A 23,278-nucleotide genomic window follows, 5' to 3' on the forward strand; every position below is an offset into this window, starting at 1 on the left:
TCACTACTCGCCGCGCTCCTCAGCGAGCGGCGGTCTCGATCAGCTCGGCGACGGCGGCCGGATTCGAGGTCATCACCACGTGCGAGGCGTTCGGCACCACCACGGTCTTGCGCGACTTGGCGCGTTCGGCCATGAAGCCCAGGGCGGCGGCCGGGATGTTCTTGTCGGCGCTGCCGTAGATGAAGTAGGAGGGCAGCTTCTTCCAGGCCGGGGCGCCCGCCTTCTCGGTCAGCGCGGCTTCGGTGATCGGACGCTGGCCCACGGCCATCAGTGCGGCTTCGGCCTGCGGCACGTCGGCGGCGAACTGCTGGTGGAACTTGGCCTGGTCGATGTACAGGTCCTTGCCGCCGTTGCTGAGGGTGACCGGCGCTGCCAGGGCCGAACCGAGGGTCCCGCCTGGGAACTTGCCGCTCAGTTCGAGGACGGTTTCACCCGCTTCCGGCGCGAAGGCGGCGACGTAGACCAGGCTCTTCACGTTCGGGTTGCCGTTGGCTGCGGCCGAGATCACGGCGCCGCCATACGAATGGCCGACCAGCACGACCGGGCCCTTGACGCTCTTGACGATGCTGGAAACGAAGTCGGCGTCGGTCTTCACGCTGCGCAGCGGATTGGCGGCGCCGATTACCTGGTAGCCATCGGTGCGCAGCTTGGCGGCCACGCCGTTCCAGCTGCCCGAGTCGGCGAAGGCGCCGTGCACCAGGATGACGGTCGGCTTGAGGTCGGCGGCCGAGGCGGTGACGGCGGCGCCGGCGAGCGACAGGGCGAGGGCGATGTGTTTGATGGCTTTCATGGTCTTCCTTTCGAGGGATGTATAGTTGGCTATCGCATAGTGTGCTACTTAATCTTCCGGCTGCGGGCTTGTCGCTGCGGCCATGTCGACAATATATATCGCAAACTATTTAATTGCAAGCTACTTTTGGGGGAGGGCGCCGATTCCCTTGAATTTTGGGGCTGCGCCGTATCAGCGCAGCAGTTTGAGTCCCGGGGGGAGGGCGTCGCCCAGCATGCGGGTTTCGACGGCCTGGTCGAGTTCCACCACCTCGCGCACCATGGCCGACCACGAGGGCGGCGCGCCGCTGGCGGCCAGCTTGCGCAGCACTTCCTCGCGCACGGCCGGGCCGATGTCGCGCGAGCGGTCGCCGGTCATGCGCGCGATGTGGGCGGCGGCGAAGCCGGCCGGCTCGATCCTGCGCCAGTCGAGCTGCATCAGCCGGCCCAGCCAGGCTTCGGCGACCTCACCCGGCGCGACCTCGTGGGCGCTTGACTGGAAGGACTGGCGCGCTCCCACGCGGCCCAGCGCCCACAGGTAGCGCGCATAGCGCGCGCCCGCCCTGGCGTCCGGTTTTGCGGCCGGAGGGATCGCCATGATCTGTTCCAGCATCCACTCGCCGATCTCGGTCTTGTAGGCCGCAGGGATGCGCTCCAGCGAGGCGCCCATGCGCAGCATGTCGTCCTCGCTGCCGTCGACCAGGCTCACCGGGCGGCGCCCGCGCTCCGCCGCGTCGGCCTGGAGGTTGAAGGCGAAATCGTCGAGCAGGCGCAGCTGGGCCTCGACCGACAGGCCGCCGGCCACGCGCCGCCACAGGGTCCACCACTCGGCGCGCGCCTGGCTATCCTTGTGGTACTGGACCCCGGTCTCGAACATCGCCCACAACTGTTCGATGCGCCACTCGTCGAGCGGATGGCCGAAGCCGGGACGCAGGCAGTAGCCGGCCAGGTTGAGCCAGGCGCGCTCGTGCTCGGCCGAGCGGCGGCGGCCCTTGGCGCGCGCCATCAGGGCGTCGAACAAGGCGCGCAGCAGGGGCGTGTCCCAGCGCTCGCGCGCGCCCAGCAGGTGTTCCAGGCTGGCGCGCAGCTGGCGGGTTTCCTTCGGGTCGACATCCCTGGCGCGGGCGCCGAACACGCGTTCGATCTTCTCGAGCGCCGCCTCGAACCCGGGCGGCAGCGATGCGGCCTCGGGCGGCGGCGCTTCCGCGCCGGTGTCGCGCAACTGGAAGGCGAGCTGCCAGCGCTGGCCGCTGCCATCCTCGGCCACGCAATGCACTTCGAGCGAGCCGACTTCGCTCAGCTGGGTCACCAGCCGCACCGGGATCTCGGCCTTGGGCGCGGCGCCGGGCGCGGCGCGCAGCACGGTCGAAATCGCGGGCAGGCGCACCACGTCCTGGGGCGCGAGTTCGACCAGGTCGCCGGCCTGGGGCGGCGCGGCGTCGGCCACGGTCGAGACCAGGTGGAAGCGCACCGGCCGCCCCACGCGCAGGCCGAAGCTGCGGCCGGCCAGCGGCACTTCGAGCGCGGCCGGGGCGCCGCGCGGAAGCAGGCACACGGCCTGCAGGCGCTCGCCGCCCTCGTCCAGCAGCAGGTAGTAGCTGCGCGCCGCGCCGCTTTCGATGGAGGGGGCCAGGCCCTGGCGCGCCAGCGAATAGGCGACCGCGCCGCGCGCCACCGCCACGTCCGGATCCTCGTTGTGCAGCACGCGCAGGGGCGCGCCGCGCCAGCGCGCAAGGGTGTCGTGCAGGCGCGCGGCCAGCGCCGCGCCGCGGAACACGCCGCCATTGAGCAGCAGGGTGTCGGGCACCGGCAGGCGGCCGTCGTCCGGCAGGCCGAGCGCCTCGCGCGCCGCCTGCGCGTGCTGGCGCAGGAAGCCGGCCAGGTGGCGCGTGATGGCCGGGTCGCTGGCGTAGGGCAGGCCGAATTCGACGATGCCGGCGCGCGCGCGTTTCGGTTCTTCCTGGGCCTCGTTGAGCGGGAAGAAGCCGTCCAGCACGATGCGTTCGATGTCCTCGCGCCTCAGCTCGGCCTTGCGGCTGGCGCCGATCAGGCGCGCGCCGGCGCCGAGCAGGGTGACGGCCACCGATTCCGGGGCGTCGGGCGCGAGCAGCTGTTCCTTGGCGGCGCGGCAGCGCTCGGTGAGCTGGGCCAGGCGCGCGGCCGACAGGCGCGTGCGCTGTGCGCCCTCGGCCCCCGGTTCTGCCATGCGCGATTCGGCCAGGTGGGCCAGCGCCAGGTCCATGTTGTCGCCGCCCAGGATCAGGTGGTTGCCGACGCCGATGCGGCTCAAGCGCGGCTCGCCCTCGTGCAGTTCCACCTTGACCAGGCTGAAGTCGGTGGTGCCGCCGCCGACGTCGGCCACCAGCACCAGGCGCGCGTCGCCGAGGTCCTGGGACAGGCTGGCGCGGTGGCGGTGCAGCCAGTCGTAGAGCGCGGCCTGGGGTTCTTCCAGCAGGCGCACGGTCGGCAGGCCGGCCTGGCGCGCGGCCTCCAGGGTGAGCTGGCGCGCGCCTTCGTCGAAGGAGGCGGGAACGGTGAGGACGATCTGCTGGCGTTCCAGCGGATGCCTGGGGAAGCGCGCGTTCCAGGCCGCGCGCAGGTGGGCCAGGTAGCTGGCGCTGGCCGCCACCGGCGACACCCTCGGCACCTCGGGGTCGGCGCCCCAGGGCAGGATGGGGGCCATGCGGTCCACGCCGGGATGCGAGAGCCAGCTCTTGGCGCTGGCCACCAGGCGTCCGGGTGTGGCCGCGCCCAGGACGCGCGCCAGGCGGCCGACCGCCACCAGCGCGAGGCCGCCCGGATCGGGGGCGGCCCAGGGTAGCTGCAACTCGCCGGGGGCGAGCTCGTTCTCGAGCGGGTGGTAGCGCATCGAGGGCAGCAGGGGCGCGCCGGCCACTTCGCCGGGCGCCACCAGCTGCTCGATGGAGAACAGCTCGGTGGCCCCGGCCTTGGGCTTGGCCTCGGCCTTGGCCCCGGGGCCATAGGCCAGCACCGTGTTGGTGGTGCCGAGGTCGATGCCGACGAGGTAGGTCACGTTCCTTCGGGCGAGGTGGTGGCCGAGGCGCGCACGTCGAACTCGACCTTCCAGCGCTGGCCGTCGCGCGACACGGCGGCCAGTTCCAGGGTGCCCGCGTCGGTGGCCAGGGCATGCAGGCGCACCTGCACCGCCTCGCCCGGCGCGCGGCCTTCGGCCGGCAGGGTTGCCTGGATCTCGTTCAGCTCCTGCAGCTCGTCCGGGCCCCAGGACTCCAGCACCTCGCCGATGCGGTCCTGGCGGCGGGTGGTGGAGCCGAAGAAGCGGAAGTGCACCGGCTCGCCCACCACCAGGCCGAATTCCTGGCCCGGCAGTTCGAGCTCGCTGCCTTCCTCCATGCCGAAGGGCGCCACGCACAGGGCTTCGATCGGCGGCTCCATGCCGGGAATGGCCGGCATCGAGGACTCCACGCCGACGTAGTAGGAGCGCGCCGTGCCGCCGCGGATGCGCACGCCGCCGCCGCGCCGGGCGTAGCTGTAGTAGGCCGCGCCGCGCGCGACCGCCAGGTCGAGGTCGGCGCCTTCCAGCATGCGCGCAGGCTCAGCGCCTTCCATGTAGAGCCAGTCGTTGATGGTGTCCATCACGCGCTGGGACAGGATGCCGGACTTGAACACGCCGCCGTTGAACAGCACCGCGCTCGGATGCAGGAAGGAATGCTCCGGCTTGACGCGGCCGGCGAAGCCTTCCAGTTCGGCGGTGGCGCCGGCCTGGCGCGCCAGGAAGGCGGCCAGGTGGCGGGTGATCGCCGCATCCTGCGCATAAGGCAGGCCGAGCTGGGTCAGGCCGGCGCGGGCGCGGGTGGCCGGACGGGCCGAGGCGTCCACGCGCGGGAAGAAGCCGTCGGTAATGAAGGCGGTGACTTCCTCGCGCGTGAGTTCGGTGCGGATCGAGCCGCCGATCAGCTTCGAGCCGCGGCTCGGCACCACGATCGGCCAGGTGCTCGCATTGGCGTCGGCCAGCAGGGCTTCCTTGGCGGCGCGGCAGCCGTAGGTGAGGGCGCGCATCTGCCAGGCGTCGAGCTGGGTGCCGTTGGCGGCCAGCTTGCGCGCCACCAGGTGGGCCAGGGCCAGGTCCATGTTGTCGCCGCCCAGCAGGATGTGGTCGCCCACGGCCACGCGGTGCGGTTCCAGCTTGCCCTCACGTTCGAGGATGGCGATCAGCGAGAAGTCGCTGGTGCCGCCGCCGACGTCGACCACCAGGATGATGTCGCCCGGCTGCACCTGCTTGCGCCAGCGCCCGCCGCTGCCCTGGATCCAGCTGTACAGGGCCGCCTGCGGCTCTTCCAGCAGGGTGGGCGCGAAGCCGGCCTGGCGCGCCGCCTCGGCGGTCAGTTCGCGCGCGGCCGGGTCGAAGGAAGCCGGAATGGTGACGGTGACCGATTGCTGGTCGAAGGGGGCGTCCGGATGGGCCGCGTTCCAGGCCTGGCGCAGGTGCTGGAGGTAGCGCGCCGAGGCTTCGAGCGGCGAGACGCGCGTCACTTCTTCCGGCGCGTCGTGCGGCAGGATCGCGGCGCGGCGGTCCACGCCGGGGTGGCACAGCCAGCTCTTGGCCGAGGACACCAGGCGGATCGGGGTGGTGGCGCCGCGGCTGCGCGCCAGTTCGCCGGCAAACGCGCCCGCCACCGCGGTCTCGTCGGCCGTGCTCCAGGGCAGGGCCAGCTCGCCCGGCGCCAGTTCGTCCGGGTGCGGCAGGTAGAGGAAGGAGGGCAGCAGGGGCAGGGCTTCGACCGTGCCGGGAGCCGTCAGCTGCGGGATGGGCAGCACGCCGTCGGCGGTCTTCTCGCCGTCGCTGGCCTGCAGGTCGACATAGGACAGGGCGCTGTGGGTGGTGCCCAGGTCGATGCCGATGGCAAAGCGCGGGTCGCTCACAGTTCCACCTCCGCCGGGGCCAGCACGCGGGCGTCGTGCTTCTCTGCCAGTTGCGGCAGCGTGACCTTGGTCGCGCGCCAGCCGCGGTGGCTCAGGGTGCCCTTGAACGGCGCATGGCCGACCACGTTGCCGGTCAGGCGCACGCTGGCTGCGTCGAAGCCTTCTTCCAGGGTCACGCGGCTGCCTTCGGCTTCGGGACGCACCGCTTCGATGGTGAAGTGCTCGCGCAGCACGCGGGCGCAGCCTTCGTGCACCACGCGCGCGGCGGCGCCGATGTCGGCGTCGGAATAGGCGCTCAGGTTTTCCTGGGCGAAGTCGATCAGGCGCGCTTCGCGCTGGAACAGGCTCAGCAGTTGCAGTGCGGAATCGGGCGTCGGAACGCGCAGCGGGGCCGGGGCCGGCGCCGGGGCGGGCGCCACGGCAGGCGCAGGGGCCGGCGCGGACACGGGACCGACGCCGTCGTCACGCACCCGGGCGGCGAACTCGGCATCGCCGAGCGACTTGAAGAAAGCGCCAAAGGCGATCGACAGCCGGCTCCAGAAGCCGGGCAGGTTGCTTGGAGTATTCATTCTTGGTGTTCTGTAGGGTAAGGGACGGGAGGGCTGTCGGACAGCATCGGGATCCCGGTCCGGGAAAACGTGCATGATACCAGTTCGACCACGCGCGGGGCGCCGGAGGCGCCGTTTGCAGCTAGCTTTGCGGGCATAATGAATCAAGGAGGAAATGTATGCAGGGACATACCGATGCGGCCGTGGTCGAGGCCTGGTCGCGCAACGCCGCGCCCTGGGTGGATGCGGTGAGGAAGGGCGAGATCGCCAGCCGGGTGCTGGTCACGAATGCGGCCATCGTCGAGACGATCCGCGCCTGGCGGCCGCGCAGCGCGCTCGACCTGGGCTGCGGCGAAGGCTGGCTGGCGCGGGCGCTGCCGGAGGTGGCGATGACCGGGGTCGATGCGATCCCGGAATTGGTCGAGGCGGCGCGCGCGGCGGGCGGCGGCGACTTCCGCTGCCTGTCCTACGAGGAGGTGGCGGCCGGCGCGCTGGGCATGGCGGCCGATCTCGCGGTCTGCAATTTCTCCTTGATCGGCAAGGAAGCGGTCGACGGCCTGCTGGGGGCGGCGCCGGGCTATTTGCGGCCCGGCGGCCTGATGGTGGTGCAGACCGTGCATCCGCTCATGGCCTGCGGCGACGCGCCCTATGCCGATGGCTGGCGCGAGGGCAGCTGGGCCGGCTTCAACAGCGGCTTCGCGGACGCGCCGCCCTGGTACTTCCGCACCGTGTCGAGCTGGGTGGCGCTGTTCGCGGCCCATGGCCTGGCCCTGCTCGAGATGCGCGAGCCGCTCCATCCGGAGAGCGGCAAGCCGGTGTCGCTGATCCTGGTCGGTCAGTTGCCGGAGTGAGCCTGGCGCGCGGACGGGCCCTCGAAGCGCGCGATCAGCATTTCGGTCAGCAGCCGGATCCGGCGCGTCGGATGCTGGCCGGGTGGGCGGACGACGTAGATGCCCGAGGGCTTGGGCGGGTAGCGCAGCATCACCGGCACCAGCGCCCCGGACGCGAGATGCTCGTCGATGACGCTGTCGTCGAGGTAGCCCAGTCCCAGCCCGGCCAGGGCCGCCGCCACCAGCGCGGTGGGGTTGTCGGCCTTGAAGTTCCCTTGCGGGTTGACGCTGATGGTCTTGTCGCCGTCCAGGAAGCGCCAGGTTTCCGTGCCCTGCATCAGCGACTGGTGATCGAGCAGCTGCTCCGGCCTGTCGGGCGCGCCGTGGGCGTCGATGTAATCGGGACTTGCCACCAGCTTGCCGTGGATGCTGCCGACCCGGCGCGCGACCAGGTTCGAGCTCTGGAGGTGGCCGACCCGGATCGCGCAATCGTAGCCTTCCGCGACCAGGTCGACGATGCGGTCGCTGTACGAGGTGTGGATCTGCAGCAGGGGATGGCGGCGCGCCATCTCGGCCAGCACCGGGCCGAGGTGCGCGGGGCCGAAGGAGACCGGCGCGGCGATCCGGAAGCGCCCGCGCAGCTCGCCGCTCGGGCGCACCGTCTCCATGGCCGCGTCGAGTTCGGCCAGGATGCGCGCGGCGTGCTCGCGGAACGCGGTTCCCGCTTCGGTCAGGGCGGCGCCGCGCGTGGTCCGCGCCAGCAGCTGGACGCCGAGTTCCGCTTCCAGTTTCAGCAGCCGGCGGCTGACGATGGACTTGGCGAGGCCCAGGCGCTGCGCTGCGGGCGAAATGCCGCCGGCGTCGGCGACGCCGATGAAGGTCTGGAGTTCTTCAATATTCAATATCGGCTTCCTCGGGCTGCGACGGGGGCGGGGGCGGGAGTCCAGTCTAGCGGCGGCGGGCGGGCATCACAAGCAATCCGCCGGTCGCCCCGGCACGACCGGGAGCAGCGCCGCTCATGCCAGGGCGCCGCCATCGGCAGTCAGGACGGCGCCGGTGATCACGCTGGCGGCGGGACTGGCCAGGAAGACCACGGCGTTCGCCACTTCCCTCGGTTCGCCGAAGCGCCCCAGGGAGCTCATGCCGCGCTGGAAGTCCGCCGCCGGACCATCGGCCGGATTCGCATCCGTATCGGTGGAACCGGGCTGCACGAGGTTCACGGTGATGCCTTGCGGTCCCAGTTCGCGCGACAGGCCGCGGGTGAAGGCGACCAGCGCCGCCTTGGACATCGCATAGGCCGTCACGCCAGGGAAGGGCACCCGCTCGCCCAGGCCCGAACCGATGGAGACGATGCGCCCGCCCGCGGCCAGGTGCGGGATGGCGGCCTTCGCGAACAGGACCGGCGCGCGCGTGTTCACGTCCATCATGGCTTGATACTGCTGGAGATCGAGTTCGGCGATCGGCCCGTTGAGGCCGACGGCCGCGCTGTTGACCAGGATGTCCAGCCCGCCGAGCGCGCCCACGGCCTCGCCGACTGCGCGCGTGATCGCGTCCGGGTCGGCGCTGTCGGCCTCGATGGCGATGGCGCGCCGTCCCAGCGCCTCGATCGATGCGGCGAGGGCGTGCGCCTTGGCGGCCGCGTGTCGGTAGGTAAAGGCGACGTCGGCGCCGTTCTCGGCCAGCGCCAGGGCGATGGCGGCGCCGATGCCGCGCGAGCCGCCGGTCACCAGGGCGCGTTTCCCGTTCAGGTGAATCATTGCTTGTCCTTCCATGTGCGATTGTCGGGTTGCGGGCTGCGGGCATCTAGCCCGCGCATGGAAGCCATCTTAGCGTTCCGGAATTGGCTGATGTAGCCCCTGGATGCGGTGTTCTGTGTTGCTGAAACTGGGACGCGAACGCCCGGAAGCGTCCTGCCGTGGGGGGATGTCAGGCCGGGTCCTCGTGCTGGTCCTGGACCGATGGCGCGCCGGCGGCCGGATCGTCCAGGCGCGGCAAGACCAGCACGAAGGTGCTGCCCTTGCCCGGCCCGGCGCTCTCCACCCGGATCTCGCCATCGTGCAGCTTCACCAGCTGCTTGACCAGCGCCAGGCCAAGTCCCAATCCCCCCTCGGCCTGGCCGGCCTTGCGCTCTCCCTGGGTGAAGGCGTCGAACACGCGCGGCAGCATGTCGGCGTCGATGCCGATGCCATCGTCCTGCACGCTCACTTCGATGGCGCTGCCGCGTTCGCGCAGGGCCAGGCGGATGTGGCCGTTTTCCGGCGTGTACCTGGCGGCATTGCTCAACAGGTTGGCCAGCACTTGCACCAGCCGCTGGTGGTCGCCGCACACCAGCGGACGCAGGGCGGGCAGGTCGGTATCGAGCCGGTGGCGGCGTCGCGCGACCTGGGGCCGGGTCTGGTCGAGCGCGTCCTCGATCACGGCGCGCAGGTCGACCGGCCGCTTTGCCACCGCCAGTTCGCCGCGCGACACGCGCGACAGGTCGAGCAGGTCGTCCACCAGGTGGGTCATGTGGCCGACCTGGCGGCCGATGATCTCGCTGATGCGGCGCAACTGGACCGGATCGGGGCTGGCCGCACGATGCAGGAGCTCGGCCGCGGCGCGGATCGGCGCCAGCGGATTGCGCAGTTCATGGGCGATCAGGGCGAGGAAGTTGTCCTTGTGGGCGTCGGCCTCGCGCAGGCGCGCCAGCGCGGCTTCGCGCTCCTTCTCGGCGATCGCGCGCGCCAGGTCGATGCGGTGCAGCTGCAGCGCGAAGTACCAGACGGCGTAGGCGATCAGGATGCACAGCCCCCAGACGAGGAGGGCGACCACCGTCCCGACGTCGACCCAGGCCGCGCTCAGGGCGATGCCGCTGGCCGCCCCGAGCAGCACCGGCATGCAGAGTGCGGCGAGCAGCAGGCGGCGCGCCGCCCGCGCGCCCGGCGTGGGGCCGGAAACGGCCGCCATGATGCCCTGGCCGGGGTGGATCGCCAGCACGCCGATCGCGGCGAGCAGGCAGGCGAAGGCGGTGGGCACCGAGGTGCCTTGGGCCGGCAGCAGGTTGTACAGGAAGGTGTCGTGCAAGATGTAGCCGATGAGAATCAGCACGGCCAGCAGCAGGACGGCGAGCGCGATCCACTGGGCCTGGCGGAGCAGGTGGCGTGTGGCGCTGCAGATCAGGGCCACGCCGAGGGACAGGAACATGAACGCGGTCCACGGCGCCGGCAGTGGCGGGGCGCTGTCGGCCGCCGCCCAGGGCGCCGCCGCGGGCAGGTGCATGGCCGCGTGGGCGAGCAGCACCAGCGTGGCGCAGAAGGCGACGACGATCGCCGGCAGGATGCCCCTCTGGCCCCGCGCCTGGAGGAGGGTTGACAGGCTGAGCAGCATGATCAGGAGCGCCGTCGCGGGCACCATCCTCGGCAAGCCTGGAATGACGGCCGTCAGGTGCTCGAGGCCGGTCGCCGAACCCAGGATGCCCAGGGCCGCGATGAGCACGCATGCCAGCGCACACGTGGAGGAGAGGGACTGAGCGGAGCGCAACGTTGGGTCGGCACGTTCGTTGAGGGGCATCCCATTGTAGTGGGCGCCCGAGAATATGTCGCGCAGTAGACTTGTCTTTTGGAAAGCGCTGTTTCCGCGCGTCCGCTGCGTAGCCTCGGCCTTGCCCTCAGGCGCTCCCGGCCTGGGCGCTGCCCGCCACCAGGGCTTGCGCATAGGCGCGGAAATCGTCCAGCCCACGCTTGATGATGGTGACCAGGGCGGGCAGGGGCGCGGCCTGGTAATCCCATTCGGCGCGGCAGAATTCCCCGGTGCGCTTGAGGTCCTCGGCCAGCGTCGCCCCGATCCAGCCATGCTCGGCCAGCAGGGTGATGACTTCGCGCTCGTCCTGGGGCAGGCCGAGGCGGGCGGTGCCGATTACGTAGTCGCCCATCTCGATCGCCGCCTCCCAGGCGCGGATCACGTTGAGCGTGGCCGCGTCCTGGCGCGTGAGGTCGTCGGTGAAGGTGGCGGGATCCTTGTCGTATTCCTCGCTGGCGCGGCGGCAGCAGCGTTCGATGACGCCGGCCTTGCCGATCAGGATGTCGTCGTCCATGTTCTCTCCTCTAGATCAGGAACAGCAGCGCCGCCACGCAGGTGGGCGCCAGCGCGCCGAGAAACAGGCCCACGGCCCCGATCGAGCCGTGGGCGAAGCCCTGGCGCACCAGGGCCGCGCCGGCCGGGTTGGGCGCGTTGGCGATCACGGTCAGGCCGCCGCCGCAGACCGCGCCGGCCACCAGCATGTACTTGGCGTGGTCGGACAGCCCGGTGATCAGGGAACCCAGGTAGGTCAAGGCTGCATTGTCCGTGATTGCGGTCAGGCCGAGCGCACCGAAGAAGATCGCGGTCGGCCCCAGGCTGGAGACCAGGGGCTGCAGCCACCATTGCTGCATGCCGCCCAGCACCACCAGCCCGGCCAGGAAGAAGCCGACCAGCAGGCCTTCCTTCAGGATCAGGGGCGCCTGGTGCTGGGAGTAGGCCTGGGTATAGCCGAGGAAGAGCAGGAACAGGCCGATGAACAGCACCGGGTGGTGGGCCAGCACCACCACCAGGGCCAGGAAGGCGATGTGGATCAGCGACACCGCCAGCGGGGCGCTCGCCGCCTGGCTCTCGGGCTGGGGCGCGAGATGGCGGCGCAGCAGGAAGCTGACCGCGCTGGCGTTGATGACGACCGCCAGCGCCGAGCGCCAGCCGAAGTTGGCGAGCATGAAGGCGCTGTCCCAGCCCCAGGCCCCGGCCACCATCAGCACCGGCGGCGCGGCATAGGAGGTGAGGGTGCCGCCGATCGAGACGTTGACGAAGAGCGCGCCCAGGGCCGCGTACTTGGCCCATTCCGGCATATCGGGACGGAACACGACGGGCGCCAGCATCAGGGCCGCCAGGGTCATGGCGGCCGGTTCGGTGATCAGGGAGCCGGACAGCGGCACCAGCGCCAGGCCCAGCCAGCACAGGGCCAGCTCGGTGCGCACCGGCGCCACCCGGGCCAGCAGGCGCAGCAGGTTGCGCACGGCGTCCAGCACCGGGCGCGAGGCGGCGATCACCATGACCACGAACACGAACAGCGGTTCGGTGTACTGGCGCGACTCGACGTACTCGATGGCCGAGGCGCCGCCGCCCATCAGGGCCAGCACCACGATCAGCACGAAGGCCCAGAAGCCGAACACCACCTCGACCTCGCCCAGCAGGTGGAACAGGCCGGCGTGGCGCGGATAGCGCCTGGCCAGGTGCTCGAAGGCCTTGGTGGAGAAGGTGTGGACGAGGGCCAGGGCGAACAGGATGGCGCCGATCAGGTTGACGGGGTTCTCGGTCATTGCAGGAAGGTAAATAGACGAGCCCGCATTATTCCATCTTTCCGTTTGCGCTTGGTAAGTACAGAACCCTGTGCGGCTTTAAGTTTTATCAATACCAAAAACCAAACTGGTATGCTCAAAATGAATAGACCTTGCCAAACTCGGGCCTAGCGATTACTGTATGTTTATACAGTACTTTTCGCTGACCCGACCATGTCAAGACTCTCATCCATGGCCGCGCCGGAGGCTTTGCATCCTTCGTTGTGGCTGGCTTCCCAGTTGGCGCGCTCCGGCGCGCGCTGCGTCGACACCGGCCACGCGGCCCTGTCGTCCCAGCTGCCCGGGGGAGGCTGGCCCACCGGCACCCTGATCGACCTGCTCCTGCAACAGCCCGGCATCGGCGAAATGCGCCTGCTGCAGCCGGCGCTGGCCGAATGCGCCGAACGCCGCATCGTGCTGCTGCAGCCGCCCCATCCGCCCCAGGCCCTGGCGCTGGCCGCGCTCGGTCTCGATCCGGGGCTGCTGTTGTGGCTGCGCACCACCCGCAGCGCCGACGCGCTGTGGGCGGCCGAGCAGGTGTTGCGCAGCGGCAGTTGCGGCGCACTGTTGTTTTGGGCCAACCATGTGCGCGGCGACAGCCTGCGCCGCCTGCACCTGGCGGCGCAGGCCGGCGAAACCCTGTTTTTCATGCTCCGTCCGCTGGCCGCGGCGCAAGACGCATCGCCCGCGCCACTGCGCCTGGCGCTGCGGCCGGCGGCGGGTGGCATGAACGTCGACTTCGTCAAACGCCGGGGACCGCAGCGCGACGAGCCGCTGTTCCTGCCTCTCACTCCTTCTCTGTTGCAACGCCATGCGTTTGTGGATCGGCCTGTATTTGCCCCAGCTGCCGCTCGAGGTCTTCAGCCCGAACTGGTCCAGTGACCCCGGCAGCGTGGTGCTCGAGCACGAGCGCGTGATGGCGATCTCGCCGGCCGCGCGCGCGGCCGGTGTGCGGCCCGGCATGCGCCGCGGCGGCGTGCTGATGCTGATGCCCGAGGCGCGCCTGCACGAGCGCGAGCCGGCGCGCGAGGCCGAGGCCCTGCAGGCGGTGGCCATGGCCATGCTGCAGTACACGCCGCAGGTGGCCCAGGCCGAGGAAGCCACGCTGCTGCTGGACATCGGCGCCAGCCTGCGCCTCTTCGGCGGCATCCGCCGCCTGTGCCGGCGGGTGCGCGAGAACCTGGCGGCGATGGGTTTTTCCGCCTGCGTCAGCTGCGCGCCCACGGCGCGCGGGGCCTGGCTGCTGGCGCGCCGCAATGCCGGGCGCGCGCTGCGCATGGAAAGCATGACCCGCCGCCTCGACCGCCTGCCGGTGGCCCTGCTGCCGCCGGCGCGGCCCTTCGCGGCCTGGTTCGAGGGCATCGGCTGCCAGCGCCTGGACGAGCTGCGCCGCCTGCCGCGCCCCGGCCTGCAGCGCCGCTGCGGGCGGGCGCTGCTCGACATGCTCGACGCCGCCTATGGCATGAACCCCGAGCTGTTCGAATGGATCGCGCCGCCCGAGCGTTTCCAGGCGCGGCTGGAGCTGTTCGACCGCATCGAGCAGGCCGATCTGCTGCTGGCCGGCGCCCACCACCTGGTGCTCCAGCTCACCGGCTGGCTGTGCGCGCGCCAGCTGGCGGTCGAACGCATCCGCCTGCTGCTCGAGCACGAGCGCGGCAAGGTGGCGCGCCCGCCCACGGCGCTCGAGGTGGCGCTGGCCGAACCCACCTGGCGCGACGAGCACCTGGTGCGCCTGCTCAGGGAGCGCCTGGGCAAGCTGGAACTGGAAGCGCCGGTGATCGGCCTCGGGCTGGAAGCGCAGCAGATGCGCGCCATGGCGCCGCCCACCGAGTCGCTGTTTCCCGATCCGGGCGGCAGCGAGGAAGACCGGCTGCGCATGATCGAGCTGCTGGTGGCGCGCCTAGGCGCCGACAACGTGCTGCAGGCGGTGCCGCTGGCCGACTACCGGCCTGAGGTGGCGAACATGTGGGTGCCGGTGGAGCAGAAGGTGAGCCCGTCGGTGCGCGCGGCCCGGATGCCGCCCGACGTGCAGAGCCTGCCGCGTCCGGCCTGGCTGCTGGCCAAGCCGATCGCGCTCCTGATCCGCAACCACCGGCCCTTCTACGGCTCGCCCCTGAAGGTGGCCTCGACGCCGGAACGCATCGAGGCCGGCTGGTGGAGCGAGACCCAGACGCGCGATTACTTCATCGCGGAAGGGCAGGATCACACGCTGTACTGGATCTACCGCGAGCGCATCGTCGGGTCTGGCGAGGATGCGGCGCCGCGCTGGTATCTGCATGGTTTGTTCGGGTGAATGCGGGTGTGCTTGGGATCGTGAGGGATCGATTGCAGAAATGGCGCTGATTCAAACGCCAGGCCGGGAGATCAGCCCGTCGTACACGCCAATGGTGCCTACGACTTCCCGCGTAGACGCGGACCCAAGCTCATTTCGCATCATCAGCACGTCGTTCCCGCCTTCGCGGGAACGACGAGGAGCAGGCGGAACGACGAGGAAGCAGGCGGGAACGACGAGGAGCAGGCGGAACGACGAGGAGCAGGCGGAACGACGAGGATCAGGCGGAACGACGAGGAGCAGGCGGAACGACGAGGAGCAGGCCGAACGACGAGGAGCAGGCGGGAACGACGAGGAGCAGGCAGAAACGACGACGAGCAGCCAGGAACGACGACGAGCAGCCAGGAACGACGACATCGGCAAACGAGCCCTACAACGTCACCTTACTCAACTGCAGCACCCTGCGCGGCGCATACCCCAGCGACTCATACAAGGCGATCGCCCCCCGGTTATCCGGATACACGTGCAGGAAGGGCAGGTCGCCCCGGTCCACGATGCGCCGCATCTTCTCGATCATCAGGCTGCGCGCATACGCCTTGCCGCGGCGCTCAGGATGCACGCATACCGCGCTCACCTCCACCATCCCTTGCGGCCGCATGCGCTCGCCCGTCATCGCGGCCAGCATGCCGCCATCGCGGATACCGAGGAACTCCCCGAGCTCGTGGGTGCGGGTCCCGAACGGCCCCGGATTGGTCAGCCCCGTGAGGCTGCGCATCTCGGGCGCGTCGTCCTCGCCCAGCAGCACAGTGGCCGCCTCGCAGTGGCCGGCGTCGCGCGTGGCGACCATCTGCAGCACCGGCCCCAGGCGCGTCACCTCCAGCCGGGAGGCGCACACCACCGGGTCAGGCGTCACCAGCATGACCGATTCGCCCGGCGCCAGCAGCGCCGCCAGTTCGTCCCAGGCCCGGGCGCCTGGCTCGGCCAGGGCGGCGAAAGGACCGACCTCGCGCGGATAGCGCAGGGCGAGCGAGCCGCCCTGGGCGAAATGGCGGTGGCCGCCCGTGAGACTGGACCACACGGGATGATCGAGCGCCGCCTGGCGGGCAGGGGTGAGGCTGAAAGAAAGCATGTTGTCGTGTTCTGGCCTTCGATGCCTTCCATCATACCCCGTTCGCCAGGCGCCGGCAGACCGCCCGCCCGGCACCCTATTCGGCGCGCATGAAGTCGCGCACAAGGCCGCACTGTTGTGCGTGCGCTCTCGATGCAGCGCCGGGCTTGCTGTATCGTGTTTCGTATCCGGTTCCACCTTCGCTTCTCCACGCCGGCCCCGCACCGGCCCCACTGAAAGGCAGCCCATGACCTCACCGCAGCGCGCTTCCCGGATCCTCCGTCTCGCCACCTTCGCCATCGCGCTCTGTACCGCGCCACTGGCCATGGCGGCCAAGTCCTACCAGCACTTCGCCGTCGGCGACACCACCGACGCGGTGCTGCCGCGTCCGGCCCATCCCACCCTGGTCCTGATGGGCGGCGGCCCGGACGTCGACGCCGCCTTCCAGTGGATGATCCAGAAGAGCGGCGGCGGCAACTTCGTGGTCATCCGCGCCACCGGCACCGACGCCTACAACCCCTACATCTACGCCATGGGCGGCCTGCGCTCGGTCGAAACCTTCGTGTTGCCCAGCCGCGCGGCCGCCAGCGATCCCTTCGTCCTGCAGCGCATCCGCGGCGCCGACGCCGTGTTCATCGCCGGCGGCGACCAGAGCGACTACATCCGCTTCTGGAAGGACACCCCGCTCGACACCGCCCTGCAGGAACTGGCCGCCCGCAACGTGCCGATCGGCGGCACCAGCGCCGGCCTGGCCGTGCTCGGGCAGTTCATCTACACCGGCATGAACCAGTCGGTGACCTCGGCCGAGGCGCTGGCCAATCCCTACAACAGGAACGTCACCCTGGACCGCGACTTCCTCGCCTTCCCCCCGATGAACCGCGTCATCACCGACTCCCACCTCGACACCCGCGACCGCATGGGCCGCCTGGTCGCCTTCCTGGGGCGGATCGTGAAGGACGGCTGGACCAGCAGCGCGCGCGGCATCGGCGTCGACGTCGAGACCGCGCTATTGGTCGAGAACGGACAGGGGCAGCGGGTCGGCCTGGGCGACGTCTACTTCCTGCAGACGGTCGGCCTGCCACAGGTCTGCGAACCGAAGAAGCCGCTGACCTACGAGAACGTCGGCGTGCAGCGCCTGTCCGGCGCCGGCAGCTTCGACCTGAACAACTGGGCCGCCTACGACGGCTCCACCGCCAGGTACGCGATCTCGGCAGTCAACGGCGTGCTGGTCTCGAAGCAGCCCGGAGGCAGTCCCTACTGAGTCGCCGGCCCGGCCAAGCCTGGCCGGGCAAAGGCAGGCTTGGCCAGGCCCGGCGAGGTCCGGTCCGGCCTGGTCCGGCAAGGTCCGGCCCGGCCAGGCCCAGCGAGGCCCGGCCCGCCCCATGCCGCCGCTATCGTCCTGTGCTATCGTGGGAATTCCACGGCGCGCCGCTGCGCGCGCCCGTCCAGCCCGCGAAGGAGGTTGCCATGGCAGGCGCCACAGTCCAATTCCACGGCGCGGATGGCCAGTTGCTGGCCGCCCGCCTCGACGCGCCCGACGGGCCCGTGCGCGCCTACGCCCTGTTCGCCCACTGCTTCAGCTGCAGCAAGGACGTGTTCGCGGCCACCCGCACCGCCCAGGGCCTGACGCGTCACGGCATCGCCGTGCTGCGTTTCGACTTCACCGGCCTGGGCGCGAGCGAGGGCGAGTTCGCCAACACCAACTTCTCGTCCAACATCGCCGACCTGATCGCGGCCGCCGCCTTCCTGCGCGCCGAGTACGCCGCGCCCCAGCTCCTGATCGGCCACAGCCTGGGCGGCGCGGCGGTGCTGGCCGCCGCCTCCGGCATCCCCGAGGTGCGCGCGGTCGCCACCATCGCCGCGCCCAGCGACCCGCACCACGTGACGGGCCTGTTCCGCGACCAGCTCGACACGATCGCCGCCGACGGCGAGGCCCGGGTCTGGCTGGCCGGGCGCCAGTTCACCATCAAGCGCCAGTTCATCGAGGACGTGGCCGAGCAGCGCCTGGCGCAGAAAATCCACGCGCTGCGCAAGCCGCTCCTGGTGATGCATTCGCCGCTCGACGACACGGTGGAGCTGTCGAACGCGCTGCAGATCTTCGAGGCCGCCCGCCACCCGAAGAGCTTCGTCTCGCTCGACACCGCCGACCACCTGCTCACGCGGCGCGAGGACGCGCTCTACGTGGCCGGCGTGATCGCCGCCTGGAGCGGGCGCTATCTCGACGGTCCCCATCCCGAAACCCTATGAGGCCGGAAGTCGAGCGCGGCTGGCGGATCCGCGAGGCCGGAACCGCCGACATCCCGGCCATGCACGAAGTGCGCCTGGCGGTGCGCGAGAACGTGCTGTCCTCGCCGGGCCGGGTCACGCCCGCCATGTACCACGACTACCTGACGGTGCAGGGCAAGGGCTGGCTGTGCGAGACGGCGGAAGGCGAGCTGCTCGGCTTCTCGGTGGCCGACGCGCGCGACGGCTCGATCTGGGCGCTGTTCGTGCGCCCCGGCCGCGAAGGGCAGGGCATCGGCCGCGCCCTGCTGCAGCTGGCCTGCGACTGGCTGTTCGCCTGCGGGCACCCGGCGGTGTCCTTGAGCACCGGCGTCGGCACCCGCGCCGACCGCTTCTACGCCGACTGCGGCTGGGAGCGCGAAGCGCAGCCGCAAGGGCGGGAAGTCAGCTACATCCTGCCGGCCTGGCGCCACCAGAAAGCCTGGCCCTCGCGGGCTAGCTGAGCGCCTGCTTCCAGCGCCGCTGGATCGCGCCCGAGGCGGCCGCGTCGAGCAGCTTGCGGAAGGTCGGGCAGTCCATGTGGTTCTCCTCCGGGCAGGCGGCGGCGTGGCGCAGGCCCTTGCTCATCGCCTTCAGGCGCCGCACCAGGGCGTCGATCTCGTCGGCGCGCGCGGCCAGCAGGGCGCGGTCGATGCGCGGCCCGCCGGGTGTGAACATGGCCCCGATGTCGTCCAGCGACAGCCCGGCCGCCTGGCCCAGCGAGATCAGCGCCAGCTGGTCCAGCACCTCCTTGCCGAAGGTACGGCGCAGGCCCTGCCGTCCGGTGGAGGCGATCAGACCCTTCTTCTCGTAATAGCGCAGCGCCGACGCCGCCATGCCGCTGCGTTTCGCGACTTCCGCGATATCCATCATCCACCCCTTGACTTGAAGTTGACTTCAACTCTTATAGTGCATTCCATCGGTCTCGTCGTCAACCGCGAAAGGAATGCACATGAACCTCTTCGAGCTCTTCGCCAGAGTGGTCCTGGTCGGCCTGGGCGCCACGCTGGTGATGGATGCCTGGCTGCTGCTGCTCCGGCGCCTGGGCGTGAAGACGCTCGACTTCGCGCTGGTCGGGCGCTGGGCCGGCCACCTGGCGCGCGGCCGCCTGGCCCACCCCGCCATCGCCCGCGCGGCGCCGGTGCGCGGCGAGCGCGCACTCGGCTGGGTCGTCCACTACGCCACCGGCCTGGCCTTCGCGGCCCTGCTGGTGGCATGGCGGGGGCCGGGCTGGCTCGCCGATCCCGGCCTGCTCCCCGCGCTGGCGCTCGGCGCCGCCACCGTGGCCGCGCCCCTGTTCCTGATGCAGCCCGCCATGGGCGCCGGCTTCGCGGCCTCGAAGACGCCAACCCCGCTGCGCAACTGCCTGCGCAGCCTGGCCAACCACTGCGTGTTCGGCCTTGGCCTCTACCTCGCAGCCCACGTCCTCGGCGCGCTGGCGCCTTGACTACCCACCCAAGGAGAAAACATGATTCCGAAAAAGTACGCCCCCCAGTTGTTCGCCTTCCTCCTGTCTGGCCAGATGTCGTTGGTGATCTCGGGACTGTCGACCTGGCGGGCGCTGGGCTGGGTGAGCGATTTTCCCAGCCTGTGGCTGGGCGCCTGGCTGACGGCCTGGCTGGTCGCCTTTCCGGCGGTGCTGCTGCTGTCGGCGCCCGCCAGGATCGCGGTGCGCCTGCTGACGAGCGCCGAAAACGACGGCTTGCGGTAAGCTTGCGCCCCGGGAGGAAATACATGAAACGCTTTGCACTGATACTGGGCCTGCTGGCCGCCGCATCCGCGCGCGCCGGCGCCGTGGAAACGCTGGAGACGCCCAACTACCTGGTCACGATCGAACAGCGCTGCGCCGAGGGCAACGTCACCTGCGACGACGTGGTCTACACCGGCAAGAGCAAGCGCTCCGGCAAGGCCATCACCCTGCGCGGAAAGACCCTGCATGCGACCTGCGCCGACGGCGTTACGCCCTGCCGCTTCCAGGGCTACCAGTTCCGCTCCGGCAAAGTGCGCTATATCGTCGGCGTCGACGGCAGCCTCACCGTCCAGCAGGGCAGCAAGACCCTGGTGAACGAGCGCGGCGAGTGGAAATAGGGCCGGCGCCTCAATCGGGCGCCAGCAGCTGCTCCAGGCGGCGCGGGTAGTGGTTGAGGAAGTCGCGCGTTACCGCGTAGTGCTCGGTGTCCTCGTAGGCCACCTCGGTGATGCCGGTGGCGTCGAAGGACAGGATCTTCGCGTTCGGGTAGGCCAGCAGGATCGGCGAGTGGGTCACGATGATGAACTGCGACTGCTGCTGCACCAGCTGGTGGATGGCGCTCAGCGCGGCCAGCTGGCGGTTGGGCGAGAGCGCCGCTTCCGGTTCGTCGAACAGGTACAGGCCCTGGCCGCGCAGCTTCTCGACCAGCACCGTGAGGAAGATCTCGCCATGCGAGCGCTCGTGCAGCTTGCGCTCGCCATAGCCAGTCGTCATGTCCATCTCGTCCAGGTAGGTCGCCACGTTGTGGAAGGATTCCGCGCGCAGGAAGTAGCCGTCGCGCGGGCGGCGCGGACTACGCGACATGCGGATGCGGTCGGCCAGCGCGGAGCCGGCCCCCGCCGTGTTCAGCAGGCGGTTGTTGATGGTGCCACCTTCGATCCCGAAACCCAGGGCCAGGGCGATCGCCTCGAGGATGGTCGACTTGCCGCTGCCGTTCTCGCCCACGAAGAAGGTGACGTCCGGGTGGAAGTCGATGCCGTGCAGGTCGCGCACGGCGGGGATGCTGAAGGGGTAGGCGTCGAAGTCCACATCGTCGCCGAAATCGGCGCGGATGCGCTGCAGGTAGGGCTTGGCGGCGGACAGGCTCATGGCCGACAGCATAGCGCATCGGCGCGCCGCGGGACCGGCGCGGTCCCGATTCATGACGGCTGCATGATGGCAGAAAACGCGGGACAAATGGCGCACCGGGCGATGCATAAACCTGGACAATACGGCATCCCCCTTCGACGAGGCCCGCCATGACATCCACGACGCCCGCACCGTCCGGTGCGCTGTCCAAGCGCAGAGGATGAAGCGCATCCCGAGGCCCGCGCCGCGCCTGCTGGCGCGGCCCGCCTGTCCCTGCGCCGCCGGCCAGCCATGGCAACGCGCGGCGGCGGGCGACCACCGGGACGCGCCGCCCAGGGTGGCCGGCGGACGGCCGCCCTTGCCATCCTGGCTGATCCCACGCCCCGAGCGGCCGGCGCCGCGTCCTTACCGCGCCGGCTGGTGCGCGCGCCGCCGGCGCGGTGCGGGGTTTACTTCAGCGCCCTGAACAGCTCTTCCAGCCTGTCCCTGGTGCCCGGAATGCGCTCCAGCTTCGGATAGCGCAGCCCCTCGCGGTAGTCGAGCGTGATGGTGCGCAGGTTGTTCCCCTTGCGCACCAGCAGTTCGATCGGCGCCTGGCCGTCCCTGGCCGCCTTGATCGCCGCCTTCAGCACCTCGCCCTTGTAGACCTTGTTGTTGACCGCCACGATGGTGGTGTTGGCCGCGAGGCCCGCGCGGAAGCCCACGCCGTCCCAGATCACGCCGGTCACGGTGCCGTCCTGGCGCACCGAGAAGCCCAGCGAATAGCTCAGGTCCGTGACGCGGTTGCGCTCGTCCGCGCCCTTGAGCAGTTCGGTCGGGGTGTCGGTGTAGACCAGCTTCCAGCCGGCGCGCGCCAGGCCGTCCAGCGGCGCGCCGGGGCCGTGGCCCTCCAGGCGGCTGCGCAGGAAGGGCGCCCAGTCGAACTTCTGGACCTTGTTCAGCGTCGCCACCACGTCCTCGAAGCCGTAGTACAGCGGATCGACGCGGCCGTTCTCGACGCCGAAGAAGGCGCGCGCGAAGTCGTCCAGCGAGCGCTTGTCGCCCGAGAGTTCGCGGATCTTGGTGTCGACGTCGAGCCAGATCAGCATGCCCTCGACGTAGTAGTCCTCGCTGCGCTGCCAGTTGCCCCAGCCGATCGGACGGCGGCCATTGATGATCGGGTCGTTCACCGTGTCCTGCACCGCGCGCCAGGCGCGGCCTTGCGTGTTGTCGTAGCGCGCCGCGTTCGCCGCCAGGGCGTCGCGCGCATAGGTCTGCGACACCAGGCCGGAGCGCGCCGCCAGCACCGCACCCCAGAACTGGGTCTGGCCTTCGTAGACCCACAACAGGCTGTTCTGCAGCGGGGTGTTGAAGTTGGGGACGTCCTGGCCGGCCGGGCGGCGGAACTTGCCGTTCCAGGAGTGCACGAACTCGTGCGGCAGCAGCTCGCGCCCGCCTTCGTTCTTGCTCCATTCGGTGAAGTAGCCCAGCTTGACGCCGTTCTCGCTCGACTGGTGGTGCTCGCGGCCGATGCCGCCGAATTCGTCCGAGATCGCGAACAGGAAATCGTAGTGCTTGTAGTGGTGCGAACCGAACAGCTTCAGCGCCTGCTCGACCATCGTGCGGTGCAGGGCGATCTGCTCGGGCTTGGCATCCAGGTTCTCGGGATTGTCGGCCACGATGTTCAGGGCCACCGGAGCCTTGGCGCCCGGCGCCAGGTCGATGCGCTTGAAGTGGCGGCCGGCGAAGATCGGCGAGTCGACCAGGGTCTCGAGGTCGTGCGGCTTGAAGCGCACCTCGTCGCCGCGCCGCTCCTCGGTCGCGAGCGCGGTGGCGTACTGCCAGCCGGCCGGGAAGGTCACGCTGGGCTGCACCGTGATGCGGCGCGCGTGGTAGCCGGCCGGGTAGAGCAGCACCGATTGCCACTGCACGCCGAGGATGTCGTCGGTCATGGTGATGCGGCCCTGGCTGGCGTCCAGCGGCGACAGGAACTGGTATTCCGCTTCCAGCATCGTCGCGCCTTCCGGCACCGTGAGGTGGAAGGCGTAGACGTTGACCGGATCGCGAGTCCAAGCGACCGGCTTGCCGCCCGCGCTGAACTTCAGGCCCGCGAGCTGGGTCAGCGGGATGTTCGGCCCGTGGTTGCCCGGCGCCCACTGCGGATAGAGCAGGGTGAGCGGACCGGGCCGCACCGGCAGCGACATGCGCATGCGGAAGATCTGCTGCGAGAGATTGCTCGCGTCGACGTTCACCATGATGGTGCCGGGATAGGCGGCCGTGCCCACGGCGGGGACGGCGGCCTGGGCCGGCAGGGTGAGCGCGAGGGCGAGGGCAAGGGCGCCTGCCGGACGGGCGGCGCGCGCGAGGAAACGGCGGGTTGCGGTCATGGTTCGACGAGTGGGGAAGGGCAAACGGCCGAGTGTAGCACGCTGGGAAAGTGAAAATT

22 protein-coding genes are annotated in these 23,278 nt (G+C 70.5%); 9 read left to right on the forward strand and 13 right to left on the reverse strand.

Annotated elements, in window-relative coordinates; translation table 11 throughout:
* Positions 1-19 precede the first annotated feature (19 nt).
* The 4 genes from B0920_RS19495 to B0920_RS19510 all read right to left on the reverse strand — a co-directional run bounded on the left by B0920_RS19495 (position 20) and on the right by B0920_RS19510 (position 6,239).
* A complete protein-coding gene (locus tag B0920_RS19495) occupies positions 20-790 on the reverse strand; it encodes an alpha/beta fold hydrolase (RefSeq protein ID WP_078034291.1) in 771 nt (256 codons plus the stop codon).
* A 171-nt stretch (positions 791-961) separates the two neighbouring features.
* The gene (locus B0920_RS19500) at positions 962-3,802 is read right to left on the reverse strand and encodes an Hsp70 family protein (protein ID WP_078034292.1); all 2,841 of its coding nucleotides are present in this window, start codon (positions 3,800-3,802) and stop codon (positions 962-964) included.
* On the reverse strand, positions 3,799-5,670 hold the full coding sequence (locus tag B0920_RS19505; RefSeq protein WP_078034293.1) for an Hsp70 family protein: 1,872 nt from the start codon (positions 5,668-5,670) through the stop codon (positions 3,799-3,801). The genes B0920_RS19500 and B0920_RS19505 overlap by 4 nt, the downstream gene beginning before the upstream one ends.
* Positions 5,667-6,239 (reverse strand): DUF2760 domain-containing protein, encoded by a 573-nt coding sequence (locus B0920_RS19510; protein WP_078034294.1) that lies wholly within the window; start codon positions 6,237-6,239, stop codon positions 5,667-5,669. The genes B0920_RS19505 and B0920_RS19510 overlap by 4 nt, the downstream gene beginning before the upstream one ends.
* A 158-nt stretch (positions 6,240-6,397) precedes the next feature.
* On the opposite strand from B0920_RS19510, the gene B0920_RS19515 reads away from it, so the two are divergent.
* A complete protein-coding gene (locus tag B0920_RS19515) occupies positions 6,398-7,069 on the forward strand; it encodes a class I SAM-dependent methyltransferase (protein ID WP_078034295.1) in 672 nt (223 codons plus the stop codon).
* Here B0920_RS19515 and B0920_RS19520 read toward each other — a convergent pair.
* From B0920_RS19520 to B0920_RS19540, 5 genes are all read right to left on the reverse strand, one after another.
* Positions 7,054-7,950 (reverse strand): LysR family transcriptional regulator, encoded by an 897-nt coding sequence (locus tag B0920_RS19520; RefSeq protein ID WP_078034296.1) that lies wholly within the window; start codon positions 7,948-7,950, stop codon positions 7,054-7,056. The two genes, B0920_RS19515 and B0920_RS19520, sit on opposite strands and share 16 nt — an antisense overlap.
* A gap of 114 nt (positions 7,951-8,064) precedes the next feature.
* Positions 8,065-8,805, reverse strand: coding sequence for an SDR family NAD(P)-dependent oxidoreductase (locus B0920_RS19525; protein ID WP_078034297.1), 741 nt, complete (start codon positions 8,803-8,805; stop codon positions 8,065-8,067).
* Between the two features lie 169 nt (positions 8,806-8,974).
* A complete protein-coding gene (locus B0920_RS19530) occupies positions 8,975-10,522 on the reverse strand; it encodes a sensor histidine kinase KdpD (protein ID WP_078034298.1) in 1,548 nt (515 codons plus the stop codon).
* 172 nt (positions 10,523-10,694) lie between these two features.
* The gene (locus tag B0920_RS19535; protein WP_078034299.1) at positions 10,695-11,120 is read right to left on the reverse strand and encodes a DUF86 domain-containing protein; all 426 of its coding nucleotides are present in this window, start codon (positions 11,118-11,120) and stop codon (positions 10,695-10,697) included.
* A gap of 10 nt (positions 11,121-11,130) precedes the next feature.
* Positions 11,131-12,375, reverse strand: coding sequence for a putative Na+/H+ antiporter (locus B0920_RS19540; RefSeq protein ID WP_078034300.1), 1,245 nt, complete (start codon positions 12,373-12,375; stop codon positions 11,131-11,133).
* Between the two features lie 192 nt (positions 12,376-12,567).
* Between B0920_RS19540 and imuA the strand changes: the two genes are divergently transcribed.
* The gene (gene imuA, locus B0920_RS19545) at positions 12,568-13,275 is read left to right on the forward strand and encodes a translesion DNA synthesis-associated protein ImuA (protein WP_078034301.1); all 708 of its coding nucleotides are present in this window, start codon (positions 12,568-12,570) and stop codon (positions 13,273-13,275) included.
* Entirely contained in the window at positions 13,205-14,686 is a 1,482-nt protein-coding gene (locus tag B0920_RS19550; RefSeq protein ID WP_078034302.1) for a DNA polymerase Y family protein, read from the forward strand. Before imuA ends, B0920_RS19550 begins: the two co-directional genes overlap by 71 nt.
* A 409-nt stretch (positions 14,687-15,095) precedes the next feature.
* Here B0920_RS19550 and B0920_RS19555 read toward each other — a convergent pair whose 3' ends face one another.
* A complete protein-coding gene (locus B0920_RS19555) occupies positions 15,096-15,794 on the reverse strand; it encodes a GNAT family N-acetyltransferase (protein ID WP_078034303.1) in 699 nt (232 codons plus the stop codon).
* 226 nt (positions 15,795-16,020) lie between these two features.
* Between B0920_RS19555 and B0920_RS19560 the strand changes: the two genes are divergently transcribed.
* The 3 genes from B0920_RS19560 (at position 16,021) to B0920_RS19570 (ending at position 18,499) form a co-directional block, all read left to right on the forward strand.
* On the forward strand, positions 16,021-17,034 hold the full coding sequence (locus B0920_RS19560) for a cyanophycinase (protein WP_179119231.1): 1,014 nt from the start codon (positions 16,021-16,023) through the stop codon (positions 17,032-17,034).
* Positions 17,035-17,240: 206 nt separating this feature from the next.
* Positions 17,241-18,020, forward strand: a complete 780-nt coding sequence (locus B0920_RS19565) for a S9 family peptidase (RefSeq protein ID WP_078034305.1) — start codon at positions 17,241-17,243, stop codon at positions 18,018-18,020.
* Positions 18,017-18,499 carry a GNAT family N-acetyltransferase gene (locus B0920_RS19570; protein WP_078034306.1) on the forward strand — a complete coding sequence of 161 codons (483 nt, stop codon included), beginning with the start codon at positions 18,017-18,019 and terminating at the stop codon, positions 18,497-18,499. The genes B0920_RS19565 and B0920_RS19570 overlap by 4 nt, the downstream gene beginning before the upstream one ends.
* On the opposite strand, the gene B0920_RS19575 is transcribed toward B0920_RS19570, so the two are convergent.
* Complete coding sequence (locus B0920_RS19575; RefSeq protein ID WP_078034492.1) at positions 18,492-18,905, reverse strand: helix-turn-helix domain-containing protein; 414 nt, start codon at positions 18,903-18,905, stop codon at positions 18,492-18,494. The two genes, B0920_RS19570 and B0920_RS19575, sit on opposite strands and share 8 nt — an antisense overlap.
* Before the next feature lie 82 nt (positions 18,906-18,987).
* Between B0920_RS19575 and B0920_RS19580 the strand changes: the two genes are divergently transcribed.
* The 3 genes from B0920_RS19580 to B0920_RS19590 are packed head-to-tail and all read left to right on the forward strand — an operon-like array spanning position 18,988 to position 20,123.
* Positions 18,988-19,482 (forward strand): DUF2938 domain-containing protein, encoded by a 495-nt coding sequence (locus tag B0920_RS19580; protein WP_078034307.1) that lies wholly within the window; start codon positions 18,988-18,990, stop codon positions 19,480-19,482.
* 21 nt (positions 19,483-19,503) lie between these two features.
* On the forward strand, positions 19,504-19,746 hold the full coding sequence (locus B0920_RS19585) for a DUF2798 domain-containing protein (protein ID WP_078034308.1): 243 nt from the start codon (positions 19,504-19,506) through the stop codon (positions 19,744-19,746).
* Between the two features lie 23 nt (positions 19,747-19,769).
* A complete protein-coding gene (locus B0920_RS19590; RefSeq protein ID WP_078034309.1) occupies positions 19,770-20,123 on the forward strand; it encodes a hypothetical protein in 354 nt (117 codons plus the stop codon).
* Positions 20,124-20,133: 10 nt separating this feature from the next.
* Here B0920_RS19590 and B0920_RS19595 read toward each other — a convergent pair whose 3' ends face one another.
* On the reverse strand, positions 20,134-20,874 hold the full coding sequence (locus tag B0920_RS19595) for an AAA family ATPase (RefSeq protein WP_078034493.1): 741 nt from the start codon (positions 20,872-20,874) through the stop codon (positions 20,134-20,136).
* A 428-nt stretch (positions 20,875-21,302) separates the two neighbouring features.
* Positions 21,303-23,219 carry a M61 family metallopeptidase gene (locus tag B0920_RS19600; protein ID WP_078034310.1) on the reverse strand — a complete coding sequence of 639 codons (1,917 nt, stop codon included), beginning with the start codon at positions 23,217-23,219 and terminating at the stop codon, positions 21,303-21,305.
* Positions 23,220-23,278: the final 59 nt, after the last annotated feature.

The sequence above is a fragment of the Massilia sp. KIM genome (assembly GCF_002007115.1).
Classification (GTDB): Bacteria; Pseudomonadota; Gammaproteobacteria; order Burkholderiales; family Burkholderiaceae_D; genus Telluria.

Coding starts and splice junctions, on each gene's coding strand:
- B0920_RS19495 (WP_078034291.1), bottom strand. CDS start 790: ATGAAAGCCATCAAACACATCGCCCTCGCCCTGTCGCTCGCCGGCGCC.
- B0920_RS19510 (WP_078034294.1), bottom strand. CDS start 6,239: ATGAATACTCCAAGCAACCTGCCCGGCTTCTGGAGCCGGCTGTCGATC.
- B0920_RS19515 (WP_078034295.1), top strand. CDS start 6,398: ATGCAGGGACATACCGATGCGGCCGTGGTCGAGGCCTGGTCGCGCAAC.
- B0920_RS19525 (WP_078034297.1), bottom strand. CDS start 8,805: ATGATTCACCTGAACGGGAAACGCGCCCTGGTGACCGGCGGCTCGCGC.
- B0920_RS19535 (WP_078034299.1), bottom strand. CDS start 11,120: ATGGACGACGACATCCTGATCGGCAAGGCCGGCGTCATCGAACGCTGC.
- B0920_RS19540 (WP_078034300.1), bottom strand. CDS start 12,375: ATGACCGAGAACCCCGTCAACCTGATCGGCGCCATCCTGTTCGCCCTG.
- imuA (WP_078034301.1), top strand. CDS start 12,568: ATGTCAAGACTCTCATCCATGGCCGCGCCGGAGGCTTTGCATCCTTCG.
- B0920_RS19550 (WP_078034302.1), top strand. CDS start 13,205: ATGCGTTTGTGGATCGGCCTGTATTTGCCCCAGCTGCCGCTCGAGGTC.
- B0920_RS19555 (WP_078034303.1), bottom strand. CDS start 15,794: ATGCTTTCTTTCAGCCTCACCCCTGCCCGCCAGGCGGCGCTCGATCAT.
- B0920_RS19560 (WP_179119231.1), top strand. CDS start 16,021: ATGACCTCACCGCAGCGCGCTTCCCGGATCCTCCGTCTCGCCACCTTC.
- B0920_RS19565 (WP_078034305.1), top strand. CDS start 17,241: ATGGCAGGCGCCACAGTCCAATTCCACGGCGCGGATGGCCAGTTGCTG.
- B0920_RS19570 (WP_078034306.1), top strand. CDS start 18,017: ATGAGGCCGGAAGTCGAGCGCGGCTGGCGGATCCGCGAGGCCGGAACC.
- B0920_RS19575 (WP_078034492.1), bottom strand. CDS start 18,905: ATGGATATCGCGGAAGTCGCGAAACGCAGCGGCATGGCGGCGTCGGCG.
- B0920_RS19580 (WP_078034307.1), top strand. CDS start 18,988: ATGAACCTCTTCGAGCTCTTCGCCAGAGTGGTCCTGGTCGGCCTGGGC.
- B0920_RS19585 (WP_078034308.1), top strand. CDS start 19,504: ATGATTCCGAAAAAGTACGCCCCCCAGTTGTTCGCCTTCCTCCTGTCT.
- B0920_RS19590 (WP_078034309.1), top strand. CDS start 19,770: ATGAAACGCTTTGCACTGATACTGGGCCTGCTGGCCGCCGCATCCGCG.
- B0920_RS19595 (WP_078034493.1), bottom strand. CDS start 20,874: ATGAGCCTGTCCGCCGCCAAGCCCTACCTGCAGCGCATCCGCGCCGAT.
- B0920_RS19600 (WP_078034310.1), bottom strand. CDS start 23,219: ATGACCGCAACCCGCCGTTTCCTCGCGCGCGCCGCCCGTCCGGCAGGC.